Source organism: Methylobacterium indicum (assembly GCF_017347565.1).
Lineage (GTDB): Bacteria > Pseudomonadota > Alphaproteobacteria > Rhizobiales > Beijerinckiaceae > Methylobacterium > Methylobacterium indicum.
Genome location: NZ_AP024145.1, coordinates 5100373 through 5115326, shown reverse-complemented (window position 1 = coordinate 5115326; position 14954 = coordinate 5100373). Strand labels below are relative to the sequence as shown.

Here is a 14954-nt window from a genome sequence, read left to right as displayed (position 1 = left end):
AATTTTTCTGTGATGCAATCCCGCCCCTTTCCCGGACGACTGAAGCGTCAGCGGAAGGAGATCCGGGATCCAGCAGAGAATATGCCGCGAAGCGGCTCTGCATGCTGCAGCGTTGCTGACAGGCGGACGCTTCACGACTTTTCGTGCTGGATCCCGGATCTCCTTCCACTTCGTTTCAGTCGTCCGGGAAAGGGGAGGGTGGTATGGGCCATTGGCGATCTTCCGGCCGCCCGACATCGAACGCCTACACCGGATCGAGGTCGAGCATCCGCCGCACGCGGATCAGCTCGCCGAGGGACCAGGCCTGGAACGGGCAGCCGCCGGGGCGGTGGGGGGCATCGCCATCGGCGACCTCCGAGACGTGGCCGAGGCCGGCCTCCCGGAGATGGGCCTCGAGCGGCGGCAGGAAGCGCGCCTTCGCTTCGGTCCTGGCCTCGGCCGAGCCGCCGCGGACGGAAAGCCAGGCCTCGACGAAGGGGCCGATCAGCCAGGGCCAGACCGTGCCCTGGTGATAGGCGCCGTCGCGCTCGGCCGGACCGCCGGCATAGGTGCCGCGATATTCCGGGTCGGCGGGATCGAGGGAGCGCAGGCCGAGCGGCGTGAGGAGCCGCGCCTCGACAGCCTCGACCACCGCCCGGGCCGCCTCGCCGGTGAAGAGCGGGAAGGGCAGGCCGCCCACCGCCAGGATCTGGTTCGGCCGGATCTTGCCATCCATCGCGCCCGGAACGTGGTCGGCATCGATCACGTCGTGGAGGGCGCCGGACGGGGCGACGAAGCGATGGACGCTCGCCGAGGCGCGCCGCTCCAGGTCGCGCCAGCGCGGCGACCAGCGGGCGATACCGATCCTGAGCGCGTTGATCCACAGGGCCTGGACCTCGACCGGCTTGCCGATGCGCGGCGTGATCACCCGGTCGCCGACCTTGGCGTCCATCCAGGTCAGCTGCACCCCCGGCACGCCGGCACGCAGGAGCCCGTCCGCATCGGCCGCGATGCCGTAGCGGGTGCCGGCGGCGTAGCCGTCGAGGATCGCCGTGCAGGCCCGCTCCAGCCCGGCGGCCTCGGCTTCCGGCACCGCCAGGCCGGCGGATTCGTGGGCCGCGAGGGTGTCGTGCACCGCCACCACGTACCAGAGCGAGGCGTCGACGGCATTGTATTCCGGCGCCTCGCCCCGGTCGGGGAAGCGGTTCGGCATCATGCCCTCGCTCACCGCCCCGGCCCAGGCGAGCAGGATCGCCCGGGCCTCGGCGAGGGCACCGGTGGCGACGAGGAGGCCGCGGAGCGCGATGAAGGTGTCGCGGCCCCAATCGGTGAACCACGGGAAGCCCGCCACCAGCGTGCGTCCGCCGGGCCGGTCGACCAGATAGGCGGAGGCCGCGAGCGCCAGGGGCGGGAGCGCGGCGCGGCGCGCCTCCTCGTCCGCGATCAGCCGCTCGGCATGAGCCGCCGCCCGCACGGCGAGCCCGTCGCCGGCGCGCAGGATCATGACCCCTGCGCCGGCAGCGAGATCGAAGGTGAAGGGGCCCGGGCTGGCCAGGTCCTCGGTATCGTCGAGGCCGCGGTCACGCTCCGCCGCGTACAGGAAGTTGCGGTACCAGTCCGGCGCGTGGGCGTAGGCGCCGTTGGTCAGCGCCGCGACCGCCGGCAGGTCGGGATAGGGCCGCCAAGCCACGTTGCCGCCCCGCACGGTTGCCGCGAAGGCGAAGGCCGGGTTCTCGTGGTGCAGCGCGTGATAGTCGCGGCCCGACAGGAGCGGGCGGACGGTGAGCGTGCAGGGGCCGTCGCCGGTCAGGCGCTGCCAGCGCAGCAGCGTCTCGCCGGAATCGGGGACGACCAGCACCTCGTGACGGAGGGTGGTGCCGTCCGGAAGCCGGAAGGTCCAGGTCGGCCAGGGCCGGGGCGCGAAGTCCGCGACGTGGCGCCAGCCGTCGGGGTGGATCACGTCGGGCGCGTAGCCCTGCGTCGAGAGCGGGACGGAGCCGGCCACGGTCGCGACCTCCGCCTCGAACCCGTTGACCAGCACCATGCGGCCGGTCGGCGGGGTCGTCGCGGTGAGAAGGAGCGCGTGGTAGCGCCGGGTGCGCGGGCCCGTGACCGGGCCGGAGGCGAAGCCCCCGAGCCCGTCGGCCTCGAGCCATTCGCGCGGGTCCATGGTCAGTCGCCGTCGAGGGGCAGCCAGCGCCGGCCGTCGCGGGCCAGAAGCTCGTCCGCCGCCTTCGGCCCGGCGCTGCCGGCCTCGTAGGGCTCCGGCTCGCCGCCCGCCCCCCAGGCCTTCACCAGCGGATCGACCGCGGCCCAGGACGCCTCGATGTTGTCGGCGCGCTGGAACAGGGTCGCGTCGCCGCAGAGGCAATCGTAGATCAGGGTCTCGTAGCCGACATTCGGCTCCTGGGGGAAGAAATCGCCCTCGCGGAAGGTGGAGCGCACGGCGCCGAGCCGCATCGACGGGCCCGGCACCTTGGCGTTGAACTCGGTGGTCATCCCCTGGACCGGATCGACCATGATCCGCAGGATGTTCGGCGCGATCTGGTCCACGGGCGTGTCGCGAAACAGCCGATAGGGCGCCGGCTTGAAGTGGACCGCGATCTCGGTGCGCCGCCCGGTCATCCGCTTGCCGGTGCGCAGGTAGAACGGCACCCCGCCCCAGCGCCAGTTGTCGATGGTGAGCTTCAGGGCCGCGTAGGTCTCGGTGCGGCTGTCTTTCGCCACGTGCGGCTCGTCGCGGTAGCCCGGCACGGCGCGGCCCTGCTCGGTGCCGGCCCGGTACTGGCCGCGCACCGCGTCGCCGGGCTGGACCGGCTGCACCGCCTGGACGAGCTTCGCCTTCTCGGTGCGCACGGCTTCCGCGTCGAAGGAGACCGGCGGCTCCATGGCGGTCATGCAGAGAAGCTGGAACAGGTGGTTGGGCACCATGTCGCGGAGCGCCCCGGTCGGCTCGTAGAAGGCGCCGCGCTCCTCGACGCCGATGGTCTCGGCGGCGGTGATCTGGACGTGGTCGACGAAGTCGCGGCGCCAGATCGGCTCGAACATCCCGTTGGCGAAGCGGATCGCCATGATGCTCTGCACCGTCTCCTTTCCGAGGAAGTGATCGATCCGGTAGAGCTGGGATTCGTCGGCGACCGCGAGCAGCCGCTTGTTCAGCTCCTGGGCCGAGGCGAGGTCGCTGCCGAACGGCTTCTCGATCACCACCCGGCGAAAGGCGGCGTCGGACTGCTTCAGGAGACCGGCCTGTCCCAGGTGCTCGACGATCGGCGCGAAGAACCGCGCCGCCACCGCGAGGTAGAACACCGCGTTGCCGGGGATCTTCTCGGCGATCGTCCTGTAGGTCTCGGGCGCCAGGAAGTCACCCTCGAGGTAGTGCAGCCGGTCGCGCACGAAGCCCCAGGCCGTGGGATCGATGTGCTTGGCGTGGAACTCCGCCGTGTCGTCCTTGGTGAAGGATTCCATCGTGTCGGAGAGGTTTTTCCGCCAGCTCTCGTCCGAGCCGTCGGAGTGGTCGACACCCCAGATCGTGGTGTTTTCGTCGAGGAGGTGGCTGCCGGCGAGGTTGTAGAGCGCCGGCATCAGGAGGCGCTTGGTCAGGTCGCCGCCGGCCCCGAAGATCACGAGGGTCGCGGGCGGGGCCGGCTTGCTGCCGGAGGCGGCGTGCCCCTCCACCGGGACGTGCGACGTCATGGGGCTCTCCTGATCGTTGGGTGCGACGCAGCGAAGCGAGAGCCCGGAAGCTAGATCCCGCCCTGCGGCGGACAAGGGATGGACCGGGGCCTCCGCGCGCGGGGGATGCAGGCCTCACCCGCATCCCCGCCGCCTTTCCGGGGCGCCGGGGGCGGCCTAAGGTTAGCCCTTGGAACCGGGATCGGGAGCGAGCGGGACATGGCGGACGGCACCAGGCAGGCGGGCGGCGTCGCGGTGATCGGGAGCGGCGGGATCGGCGGCTACCTGGCGGGGGCGCTGGAGCGGGTCGGGCGCGAAGTGACGCTCTGCGTGCGCACGCCCTTCGACCGCCTCGTCGTCACCGACGCGTCGGGCGAGCGCGAGGTGCGGGTGCGCGTCGTCGCCGATCCCGCCGCGGTCGGCCCCGCCGAGTGGGTGCTGGTGACCACCAAGGCGCAGGACACCGCGGGCGCCGAGCCGTGGTTCCGCAGCCTCGTCGGGCCCGGCACCCGGGTGGTGGTGATCCAGAACGGCGTCGGCCAGGCGGAGCGGGCGCGGCCCCACCTGCCGGCGGGCGTGCCGGTGCTGCCGGCGATCATCTACTGCTCGGTCGAGCGTACGGCGCCCGGCCGCATCACCCATCACGGCAGCACCAAGATGACCGTGCCGGCCGGCCCCGACGGCACCGCCTTCGCGGAGCTGTTTTCCGGCACCCCGTTCGAGATCACCCAGGAGGCGGATTTCGTCACGGTCGCCTGGCGCAAGCTTCTCAGCAATGCGGTGGTCAACCCGGTCACGGCGCTGACGCTACGCCGCATCGTGGTCTTCAACGATCCGGCGATCCGGGATCTCGCCCGCGGGCTGATGGACGAGGTGATCCGCGTCGCCAATGCCGAGGGCGCCCGGCTGACCGACGAGGACGCCACCCGCATCCTCGACGGCTACCTGCGCATGCCCGGCGACGGCGGCAGCTCGATGCTCTACGACCGCCTCGCCGGCCGGCCCCTGGAGCACGCCCACCTCACCGGCGCCGTCGTGGCGGCGGCGGAGAAGCACGGGATCGCCGTGCCGCTCAACCGGGCGATCCTGGCGCTCGCCGGGGCAGCGAGCGGGCAGGGGCTGGCGGGGGACCGGTAGGCCCGGGCTCGCGTCCCGGCGAAGCGGGCGCGGCGCGTCCGGGGTGGCGGGCGAGAGGTCGCGTGTCCGGTCAGGAGCGTTCCGGCGCGACCTCGACCCAGACCTCCGTCCCCTCGACCCGGACCGGATAGGTCGCGAGGTCGCGGCAGACCGGGCCGCCCTGCGCCCGGCCGGTGGCGATCTCGAACAGGCCGTAATGGGCCGGGCACTCGATATAGCCCTCCACCACCTCGCCGTCGGCGAGGGAGACGCCCGCATGGGTGCAGAGCGCCTGCGTGGCGTGGACCGCGCCGTCGAGGCGGTAGAGCGCGAGGGCGACGCCCCCGGCCGCGCGGGCGAGCACCGGACGATCCGCGAAGTCGGAGAGATCCGCCACGCGGTGCCATATCGGGCCGGGTCCCGTGGTCATCGCTCCCGCGGTCATGGGGCGGGCAGCACCACCGCCCGGCAGGGGCCGAAGCCGATCGGCGCGAAGCCGTCGCGCCGGCCGTGGGCCGTCAGGATCACCTCGTCGCCGTCCTCCAGGAAGCGGCGCTCCTCGCCGTTCGCGAGGCGGAGCGGCGCCTTGCCGCCCTCGGTGGTCTCGAGCAGGCTGCCGCAGGCCTCCGGCTCCGGGCCCGACAGGGTGCCGGTGCCGAGAAGGTCGCCCGGGCGCAGGTTGCAGCCGCCGCTGGTATGGTGGGCCACCATCTGCGCCACGGTCCAGTACATGTGGCGCGCGTTGGAGCGCGCGATCCGGTGGGGCGGCCGTCCGGCCTCGCGGGAGGCGGCGGTCGAGAGCAGGATCTCGAGGTCGAGGTCGAGCGCGCCGCCGGCCTGGTCGGCGGGGTCGAGGAGATGGGGCAGGGGGGTCGGATCGCCGTCCGGCCGCGGGGCCTGGGGGATGCGGAACGGCGCCAGCGCCTCGGGCGTCACGATCCAGGGCGAGATCGTCGTGGCGAAGCTTTTCGCCAGGAACGGCCCGAGGGGCTGGTACTCCCAGCCCTGGATGTCGCGCGCCGACCAGTCGTTGAGCAGGCAGAAGCCCGCGACCTGATCGGCGGCTTCCGCCACCGGCACCGGCGTGCCGAGCGCGTTGCCGGGCCCGATCCACACTCCGAGCTCCAGCTCGTAGTCGAGCCGGCGCGAGGGGCCGAAGACCGGCGCGTCGAGATGCGGGGGTTTCGCCTGCCCGCGCGGCCGGCGCACGGGCACCCCGGAGGGGCGGATCGACGAGGCGCGGCCGTGATAGCCGACCGGCAGGTGCTTGTAGTTCGGCAGCAGGGGCTGGTCGGGCCGGAACTGGCGGCCGGTGTTCATGGCGTGGTGGATGCCGACGAAGAAGTCGGTGTAGTCGCCGATCCGCGCCGGCAGGTGCAGGGTGCAGGCGCCGGCCTCGTGCAGCAGCGCCGGCACCCGGTCGCGGTCCGGGCTCTCCGCCCGCAGGAGCGCGAAGAGCCGGTGGCGCAGGGCCCGGCGCGGGCCGGCGCCGAGGGCGAGCATCCCGGCGAGGTCGCCGGATTCCGCCGCCGCGACCGCCCGGGCGGCCTCGCCGGTGAGAAGGCCCGCCGCCCGCGCCGCCGCGAGATCGAGGATCTGGTCGCCGATCGCGACGCCGGGCCGCTTGGCCCCGTCGGCGGGAGAGAACACGCCGAGCGGCAGGTTCTGGATCGGGAAGTCCGGATGCCCGTCGGCCCCCGGCACGCCGCAGCGGACCGCCGGGTCGTGGGTGTGGTCGAGATCCGTCGGGTGAGAGGTCGGCATCAGCGCGGCTCCGGCCGGGTCGGGTCGAAATGCTTGTCCAGCTTGCGGCCGTAGGCGCCGTACTCCGCCTGGAGCGCCGGGGTCTCGGCGGCGAAACGGCTGACCTTCTGGGGAAAGCGGGTCTCGAACATGAAGGCCAGCGTGCCCTCGAGCTTGTGGGGCTTCAGCTCGGTGGTCGAGGCCTTCTCGAAGGCGTCGACGTCAGGCCCGTGCGGCAGGAGCGTGTTGTGCAGCGAGGCGCCGCCCGGCCGGAAGCCGCCGCCGGTCTTGGCGTCGTAGACCCCGTAGACCAGCCCCATGAACTCGCTCATCACGTTGAGGTGGTACCACGGCGGCCGGAAGGTGTTTTCCGCCACCAGCCAGCGGTCTGAGAAGATCACGAAGTCGATGTTGGCGGTGCCGGGCGTCTCGGAGGGCGAGGTCAGCACCGTGAAGATCGACGGATCGGCGTGATCGAACAGGATCGGGCCGACCGGCGCGAACTTGCGCAGGTCGTACTTGTAGGGCGCGTAGTTGCCGTGCCAGGCCACGACGTCGAGGGGCGAATGCGCGATCTCGGCGGCCCAGAGCCGCCCGCCCCACTTCACCAGCATCGTGCCGGGGGCGTCGCGGTCCTCGTAGGCCGCCACCGGGGTCAGGAAGTCGCGCTGGTTGGCCAGGCAGTTGGCGCCGATCGGGCCGCGCTCCGGCAGCGTGAAGGCGCCGCCGTAATTCTCGCAGAGATAGCCCCGGGCCGGCCCGTCGCGCAGCTCCACGGCGATCTTCACGCCGCGGGGGATCACCGCGATCTCGCCGGGGCCGACCTCGATCACCCCGAACTCGGTGCGGAAGCGCAAGCCGCCCTCCTGGGGCACCACCAGCATCTCGCCGTCGGCATTGTAGAAGTACTCGTCCCGCATCGACCGGGTGGCGACGTAGAGGTGCGCGCCCATGCCGGCCTGCGCCCCCGCATCGCCCGCGAGCGTCATGGTGCGGATCCCCTCGACGAAGGACAGCGGCTCGGCCGGGATCGGGACGGGATCCCAGCGCAGGGGCGCCGGCGGCAGGTCGACGGTCTCGCCCGGGGCGGTGAGCCAGAGGCGGGCCTCCACCGGCCGGAAGGCGCCCCAATGGGTGACCGTCGGGCGGATGCGGTAGAGCCAGGAGCGCTCGTTGGCGGTGCGCGGCGCGGTGAAGGGCGAGCCGGAGAGCTGCTCGGCGTAGAGGCCGTAGGGGCATTTTTGGGGCGAGTTGCGGCCGACCGGCAGGGCGCCCGGCAGGGCCTCGGTCTCGAAGCCGTTGCCGAAGCCCGACATGTAGCCCGGGCTGAGGCCCGAGCCGGTGGCGGCGGGACGAGCCCCGGACGGCACCGGTCCGGTCTCCCGTAAGGCTCCTTGCACGCTCGCCTGGACGGTCATGGCGCCGGCCCCTTCCTGCCCTGTCGAATTGGTTTCAGTTGCAACCTTTCCGCCTGGATAGGATCGGCCGGAACCGGCGTCAAGCGGCCGCCCGGTTGCACGCGCGCCGCCCGTGAGGCACAGCGTTGCGCATGATCGCGGTGGATTGGGGAACGAGCAGCGCCCGCGCCTACCGGCTCGCGCCGGACGGGGCCGTGCTGGCGCGGCGCGAGGGCGCGGGCGGCATCCTGCGGGTGCCCGAGGGCGGCTTTCCGGCGGCGCTGACCGCGATGGTCGGCGACTGGCTCGCCGACGGCGAGACCCGGGTGCTGCTCGCCGGCATGGTCGGCAGCCGCCAGGGCTGGCAGGAGGCGCCGTATCTCGCCTGTCCGGCGGGCCTCGACGCGCTCGCCGGCGCCGTCGTGCCGGTGCCGTTTCCGGGCGCCACGGTGCGGCTGGTGCCGGGCCTGAGCGCCGAGGACGCGGCGGGCACGCCCGAGGTGATGCGCGGCGAGGAGGTCCAGGTCGTCGGCACGCTCGCGAGGCCGGACGAGGACGCGCTGATCTGCCTGCCGGGCAGCCACGCCAAGTGGGTGCGGGTCGCGGGCGGACGCATCGCGGGCTTTACCACCCACATGACCGGCGAGGCCTTCGCGGCGCTCAAGGAGCACACCATCCTCGGCCGGATGATGACCGGGACCGCGGAGGCGGGACCGGCCTTCGCGGCCGGCGTCGCCCGCTCGGCGGAGGGCGGCGGGCTGCTGCATCACCTGTTCGGCACCCGCACCCTCGGGCTGTTCGGCCGGCTCGCGCCGGAGGATGCGGCGAGCTACCTGTCGGGCCTGCTGATCGGGCACGAGGTCGCGGCCGCCCTCACGGGCGGCGCGGCCCTCACGGGCGGCGCGGCCCTCACGGGCGGCGCGGCCCTCACGGGCGGCGCGGCCCTCACGGGCGGCGGCGCCAGGGTGGAACCCGCGCTCGTGCGCCCAGTGGTACGTCTCGTGGGCTCCGGTCCGCTGATGGCACTCTACGGCCGGGCGATCGCCCTCAAGGGCGGCGAGGCGGTGCCCGGCGATCCCGACGCCGCCGCCCGCGGCCTGGCGCTGATCGGGGAGAGGATCCAGTGGGCATGACGCGCGACGACGAAACTCGGGACGTGACGGGCTGGCTGGCGCGCTGCCCGCTGGTGGCGATCCTGCGCGGCGTGCGGCCGGACGAGGTCGAGGCGATCGGCGAGGCGCTGGTGGACGCCGGCGTGACCATCCTCGAAGTGCCGCTCAACTCGCCCGAGCCGATCGAGAGCGTGCGCCGCCTGGCGGCGCGCCTCGGCGACCGGGCCCTCGTCGGCGCCGGGACGATCCGGCGCGAGGCCGAGGTGGCGGCGGTGGCCGAGGCGGGCGGCCGCCTGCTGGTGACGCCTCACGCCGATCCAGCCCTGGTGCGCGCCGCCAAGGCCCGCGGCATGGTGGCGATGCCGGGCTTCCTGACTCCGGCCGAGGCGTTCGGCCTGCTCGATGCCGGCGCCGACGCCCTCAAGCTGTTTCCGGCCGAGGCCGGCGGGCCGCCGATGCTGAAGGCCCTGCGGGCGGTGCTGCCGGCGGGCACGCCGCTCTTGCCCGTCGGCGGCGTCGATGCGGCCAGCCTCCCGGCCTGGCGCGCCGCCGGTGCCAGCGGCTACGGCTGCGGCTCCTCGCTCTACAAGCCCGGCGACACGCCCGACGCGGTCGCCGCCAAGGCCCGGACGCTGATCGCGGCGCTCTGAGACCCGCCGAGACGCCCCGCGGGGTTTTTCGCGGGGCGGGGGAGCCGGCCCGGACGGGCGGCAGACAGAAGCCCTCCGCGGACCCCGACCCATGATTCGCATAAGGTATCTTATGGAACCGGGATGGAGGTAGCGGGCGCGCGTTCGTTGGGCCGCCTGCCATCCATAGCCGCATCCGCGCGCCGCGTCGCGACGTCGGCGCCCATGCGCCCGGAGACTAAATTCCCTGTCATTCAGGAACGGCGAACCGCCGGATTCCTTGAGGTGGCGGGCGCCGGACCGGTCGGTCGGGCGTGACGCCGCAACCTCGGATCGTTCTGATGACTCACTCGCTCCGCGCGCTCGCCGCGCTGTTCCTCGCCGGCTCCGCCGCCCTGTCGCCGGCGCTCGCCGCGACCGGGACCGCTCCCGCCGGCATGGCGGGCGCGCCCACGGCGACCGCGATCCTGGCCCGCATCCAGCTCGCGCAGGCCACCGGACAACCGACAGCGCCGCCGGCCGACCCGCAGGGCGCGGCGGCCCGCAGCGATGCGGTGCGCCGCGCCTCGCCCACGCCGGTCGCGAGCCGGCAGCCGACCGGCGCCTTTCCGACGAACGAGATCAGCCGCCAGCCGTCGATCGACCTCGGCGCCGGCGAGGATGCGCTGCGCAAGGACATCGGTGCCCTGCAGCAGACGCTGACCGAGCTGCAGCAGCTCCAGCTCCAGACCAAGCAGGCGCACTGGAACGTCTCCGGTACCCTGTACTACCCGCTGCACCTTCTCCTGCAGGAGCATTACGAGGGTCTGTCCAAATACGCCGACACCATCGCCGAGCGGCTGCTCGCCGTCGGCGCCTCGGCGGACGGGCGGGCCAACACCATCGTGCGGACCTCGGGCGTGCCGGAGATCCCGGGCGGCTTCCTCGACGATGCCCAGATTCTCGCCTGGTTCACCCAGGCCTACAAGCGCGTCGGCGAGGAGGTGAATCGGGGCATCAAGGTGACAGAGGACATCGACCCCACCACCTCGAACCTGCTGCAGGAGGTCGAACACGGCATCGCCAAGTACCAGTGGCAGATGCGCGCCCACCTGCAGCGCACCGGCACCGACCCGAATGCCGGCCGCGACCTCAACGACGGCAAGCCGGTCGAGCTGCCCGGCACCGAACCCGGCCAGGCGGCGCCGGACCGAGGGACGCCCGGTCAAGCCGCGCCGAAGCCCTGATAGCGGCCCCGGGCGGCGATGGCCCGCGCCGCCCGGGTCAGGCCGTCCGGCGCGGTCGGCCCGGCCGGGTGACCCGGCGCAGGATGTGGCCGAGCTGCTCGGCGGAGTACGGCTTGTGCAGGAGCTCGAAGCCGTGCGCGTCGTCCTGGGCGAGCACGTGGCTGTAGCCGGAGGCGAGCACCACCGGCAGGCTCGGCATCCGGCGGCGCAGCTCGTGGGCGAGCGCGAGCCCGCCCATGCCGGGCATCACCACGTCGGAGAACACCACGTCGAATCCCGCCCCGTCGGGACCGAGCCGCTCGAGCGCCTCCTCGGCGTTGGTGGCCCAGGTGGTGCGGTAGCCGAGATCCTGGAGGATCTGCGTGCAGAAGCGGCCGACCTCGATGTTGTCCTCGACGACGAGCACGCTCTCGCCGGCGCCGATCGGCGACACCGAGGCGGCGGCGGCGGACCGGTCGTCGGCCTCCAGGGCGGCCGGCGCCTCCGGGAGGTAGAGCGTGAAGGTGGCGCCGCGGCCGGGGCTGCTCGTCACGTCGACGTCGCCGCCCGACTGCTTGGCGAAGCCGAACACCTGGGACAGGCCCAGGCCCGTGCCGCGACCGACCTCCTTGGTGGTGAAGAACGGCTCGAAGATGCGGCCGATCAGGTCCGGCGGCACGCCCGGTCCGGTATCGGCGAGCGAGATCGCCGCGAAGGCGTTCTGCGAGCCGGCATGGCCCCGGATCGGCGGCATGGCGGCGCCGCAGGTCAGCGTCAGGGTGAGCGTGCCCTCGCCGTCCATGGCGTCGCGGGCGTTGACCGCCATGTTGATGAGCGCGGTCTCGAACTGGCTCAGGTCGGCGCGCACGAAGCACGGGTGGTCGGGCACCGCGACCGCCACCCGCACCCGGGCGCCGGTGACCGTGTCGATCATGTCGGCGACGCCCCGCACCTTCTCGCCGACGTCGAACACCGCCGGCGACAGGGCCTGGCGGCGGGCGAAGGCGAGGAGCTGGCCCGTGAGCTTGGCGGCCCGGTCCACCGTGTCGGACACCGCGTCGAGGTAGCGGCGTTTCCGCGCCTCCGGCAGCTCGGGACGGCGCAGGAAGTCGACGGAGGAGCGGATGATGGTCAAGAGGTTGTTGAAGTCGTGGGCGACGCCCCCGGTCAGTTGCCCCACCGCCTCCATCTTCTGCGACTGGCGCAGGGCCTCCTCGACCTCGGCCAGGGCGGCGGCCTGGGCCCGGACCGCGGTCACGTCGCGCACCGTCGCGTAGATGCGGCCGTTGCGGGGCACGGCGTTCCAGGACAGCCACCGGTAGGAGCCGTCCCAGTGCCGATAGCGGTTCTCGAAGTTGGGCTGCGGCTCGCCGCGGGCGAGCCCCGCCGCCGCCGTCGTCGTGGCCGCCACGTCGTCCGGATGGACGAAATCGAGGAAGGGGCGGCCGAGGAGCTCGCCCTCGCCCCAGCCCAGAAGCGTCGTCCAGGCCGGGTTGAGGCTGGCGAGACGGCCGTCCAGGGTGGCGACGCAGAACAGGTCGGTCGAGGCCTGCCAGATCTGGTCGCGCTCGGCGGTGCGCTCGGCGACCTGCGCCTCGAGGGAGGCGTTGAGCACCCGCAGCGCCTCCTCCATGCGCTTGCGGTCCGAGATGTCGCTGAAGAACACCGCGACCTTGGCCTGCGCCGGCTCGCCGATCCGCAGCGCCCGCACGTCGAACCAGCGCCCGAACACGTCGGCCTGGTTCTCGAAATGGATCGGCTCGCCGGTCAGCGCCACGCGGCCGTAGGTGTCGAACCAGTGCCGCTCGAGGTCGGGGGCGAACTCGCTCACCCACAGGCCCGCGACGTCGGCCCCGGTCTGGCGGGCGAAGGCCGGGTTGGCCTCGGCGATCCGGTAGTCGATCGCCCGGTCCGCCTCGTCGAACTTCATCTCGAGGATGCAGAAACCGACATCGAGGCTGTCGAGCAGGGTGCGGTAGCGGTCCTCGCTGTCGCGGAGCGCGGCCTGCGAGCGGACCTGCTCGGTGACGTCGTAACCGCCGACGAAGATGCCGGTGACGGCGCCCTCCCCGTCCCGCAGCGGCTGGTACAGGAGGTCGATCGCCCGGTCGGCCTCCTCGCCGCCGAGCCGGATCGGCAGGGCGCGGGCGGCGAAGGGCCGCCCGGTGCGGTAGACCGTATCGAGAAGCTCGTAGAAGCCTTGCCCGGCGAGTTCGGGAAACACCTCCCGCACGGTGCGCCCGATGAAATCGCGCGCGCCGGCGATCGCCACGTAGGCGTCGTTGACGTATTCGAAGACGTGGCAGGGCCCGCGCAGCACGGCGACGAAGCCCGGCATCTGCTGGAAGACCAGGTCCCGCCGCGCATGCGCGGCCCGCAGGTCTCCGTCCGCCTCGAGGCCGGCCGCGGGGATGGGCGCGGCGCCCCGCGTCCCGTCATCGGCTGCCGGCCTGTCGCCGACGAGGTGGAGGACCGTGCCGGCCGCCCCCGGCACCGGGCTGTGGGTGATGCGCCGGCAGCGCCCGGCCGGGGCGCCGCCCGGACCGGCACGGCCCGGATAGGGCAGCGTCAGGGCGTCGGCCTGCCCGCGCGCGAGCGCGCGGGCCCGCGAGGCCTCGATCGGCGCGACGAGATCGGCCTCGTCCGGAAAGACCTCGTCCAGGCGCAGGCCCACGAGGTCGGCGCGCCCGCCCGCCCCGTCGCGATAGGCGCGGTTCGCCGCGAGGATGCGGCCCTCGGGATCGAGGACCAGGCAGGGCTCGGGCGAGGCGTCGAAGAGGAGGCGGTAGTCCAGGCCAGGCGTCGCGTCGCTCATGCGGAGAGGCCGCGCAGGAAGGGGCGCGGGGCCGGCTCAGGGGCGGTCGGCCGGCGCGGGGACGCGGCGGGGTGACGTGACGAAAGCGGGAGGGCAGCCATGATGGGTCAAGCTATCACGCGCGAGGCGGCGTGTCGCCGATGCCGGAGCGGCCGAAGACCGACGGATCGCGGCCCGAGACGCCCCCGGTCGCCCGGCGGGAGCGCTCGCGCGGTCCCACTCCCCGGTCGCGCGGACGACGCGGCAACGGCCGAGCCTTGATCTCGGCGGCTTTTGCGTGTTTCGCCATCACCCGCCCCTCCTCCCGGCCGGTCCGCATGCGCCCCACAGCTTCCGCGAAGGTCCTGGTGACGAGCCTGAGCCCGGACGCGGTCAACCACAACGCGGCGATCCGCGCCTACCTGCGCGAGGGCTTCGCCGAGGTGCGCGGCGCGGACGCGGTGCGGGCAAGCCCCCTCGAACTCGCCGAGGAGGCGATCGCGGAGTTTCGCCCGAGCCTCGTCGTGGCGCTCGGCAGCGTCGCCGTGGAGGCCGCGTCCCTGCGGTCCCTGGCGCGGAGCGCGAGGCGGGCGGGCGCCCGCCTCGCCTTCTGGCTGCACGACGACCCCTACGAGTTCGACTACGCGCCGCGGGCCGAGGCCCTGGCCGACCACATCTTCACCAACGACCGCTGGGCCCTGCCCCATTACCGGCACCCTTCGGTCTCTCACCTGCCGCTCGCGGCCTGCCGCCGGACGCATCTGCGGCCGGTGCGGCCGATGGCCGAGCGCAGCCTCGACCTGTTCTTCTGCGGCGCCGCCTTTCCCAACCGGATCGCGCTCCTCGAGCGCGCCCAGGCGAGCCTCGCGGGGCACAGGGTCGAGGTCCGCGGGGCGGGCTGGCCGGCCTCCCTGGCATTTGCCGAGAACACCCGCCTGAGCGCGGCCGCGATGGCCGACCGGACGAGCGCGGCCCGCCTCGTCCTCGCGGTCGGCCGCGACCTCGACATCGCCAACCGGCGCTACCGGCTGCCGGCTTCGACCCCCGGGCCGCGGGTGTTCGAGGCGGCGCTCGCCGGAACCCCGCAGCTCTGCTTCGCCGCCGGCCTCGAGATCCTGGACTACTTCGAGGAGGGCCGCGAGATCCTGCTCTTCGACGACGTCCACGAGATCGCGGAGGCGATCGCCCGCTCCCATCGCGAGCCCGCCGTCGTCCTGGCGATGGCCGAGCGCGCCCGCGCCCGGGTGCTCGATGCCCACACCTACCGCCACCGGGCCGAGACCATCCTGGCGGCGATGGCCGCGTGA

General features: G+C 73.5%; 12 protein-coding genes. 5 read left to right on the top strand and 7 right to left on the bottom strand.

The features are described 5' to 3' along the window. Positions 1-244: 244 nt before the first annotated feature. Positions 245-2149, bottom strand: coding sequence for an amylo-alpha-1,6-glucosidase (locus miv_RS23740; RefSeq protein ID WP_207179270.1), 1905 nt, complete (start codon positions 2147-2149; stop codon positions 245-247). 2 nt (positions 2150-2151) lie between these two features. Further along, complete coding sequence (gene zwf / locus miv_RS23735; protein ID WP_207179268.1) at positions 2152-3672, bottom strand: glucose-6-phosphate dehydrogenase; 1521 nt, start codon at positions 3670-3672, stop codon at positions 2152-2154. A 198-nt stretch (positions 3673-3870) separates the two neighbouring features. Here zwf and miv_RS23730 point away from each other — a divergent pair, with 198 nt between their 5' ends. Continuing rightward, complete coding sequence (locus miv_RS23730) at positions 3871-4788, top strand: 2-dehydropantoate 2-reductase (protein ID WP_207179266.1); 918 nt, start codon at positions 3871-3873, stop codon at positions 4786-4788. Between the two features lie 70 nt (positions 4789-4858). On the opposite strand, the gene miv_RS23725 is transcribed toward miv_RS23730, so the two are convergent. The 3 genes from miv_RS23725 to hmgA are packed head-to-tail and all read right to left on the bottom strand — an operon-like array spanning position 4859 to position 7826. Next, positions 4859-5164 carry a Rieske (2Fe-2S) protein gene (locus miv_RS23725; RefSeq protein WP_053221081.1) on the bottom strand — a complete coding sequence of 102 codons (306 nt, stop codon included), beginning with the start codon at positions 5162-5164 and terminating at the stop codon, positions 4859-4861. Between the two features lie 44 nt (positions 5165-5208). Continuing rightward, positions 5209-6531: a fumarylacetoacetase gene (fahA, locus tag miv_RS23720; protein ID WP_207179264.1), complete on the bottom strand. Its 1323-nt coding sequence runs from the start codon at positions 6529-6531 to the stop codon at positions 5209-5211. Further along, complete coding sequence (gene hmgA, locus miv_RS23715; RefSeq protein ID WP_244749076.1) at positions 6531-7826, bottom strand: homogentisate 1,2-dioxygenase; 1296 nt, start codon at positions 7824-7826, stop codon at positions 6531-6533. The genes fahA and hmgA overlap by 1 nt, the downstream gene beginning before the upstream one ends. 233 nt (positions 7827-8059) lie before the next feature. Between hmgA and miv_RS23710 the strand changes: the two genes are divergently transcribed. The 3 genes from miv_RS23710 (at position 8060) to miv_RS23700 (ending at position 10874) form a co-directional block, all read left to right on the top strand. Then, positions 8060-9040, top strand: coding sequence for a 2-dehydro-3-deoxygalactonokinase (locus miv_RS23710; protein WP_207179261.1), 981 nt, complete (start codon positions 8060-8062; stop codon positions 9038-9040). After that, complete coding sequence (locus miv_RS23705; protein WP_207179259.1) at positions 9037-9669, top strand: 2-dehydro-3-deoxy-6-phosphogalactonate aldolase; 633 nt, start codon at positions 9037-9039, stop codon at positions 9667-9669. The genes miv_RS23710 and miv_RS23705 overlap by 4 nt, the downstream gene beginning before the upstream one ends. Before the next feature lie 320 nt (positions 9670-9989). Continuing rightward, on the top strand, positions 9990-10874 hold the full coding sequence (locus miv_RS23700; RefSeq protein ID WP_048430392.1) for a Dps family protein: 885 nt from the start codon (positions 9990-9992) through the stop codon (positions 10872-10874). 37 nt (positions 10875-10911) lie between these two features. Here the strand turns inward: miv_RS23700 and miv_RS23695 are convergent, their stop codons facing one another. Continuing rightward, positions 10912-13668 carry a PAS domain-containing protein gene (locus tag miv_RS23695; protein ID WP_207179257.1) on the bottom strand — a complete coding sequence of 919 codons (2757 nt, stop codon included), beginning with the start codon at positions 13666-13668 and terminating at the stop codon, positions 10912-10914. Between the two features lie 115 nt (positions 13669-13783). Next, a complete protein-coding gene (locus miv_RS23690; protein ID WP_207179252.1) occupies positions 13784-13957 on the bottom strand; it encodes a hypothetical protein in 174 nt (57 codons plus the stop codon). A gap of 58 nt (positions 13958-14015) precedes the next feature. Here miv_RS23690 and miv_RS23685 point away from each other — a divergent pair, with 58 nt between their 5' ends. Further along, positions 14016-14954 carry a CgeB family protein gene (locus miv_RS23685; protein WP_244748669.1) on the top strand — a complete coding sequence of 313 codons (939 nt, stop codon included), beginning with the start codon at positions 14016-14018 and terminating at the stop codon, positions 14952-14954.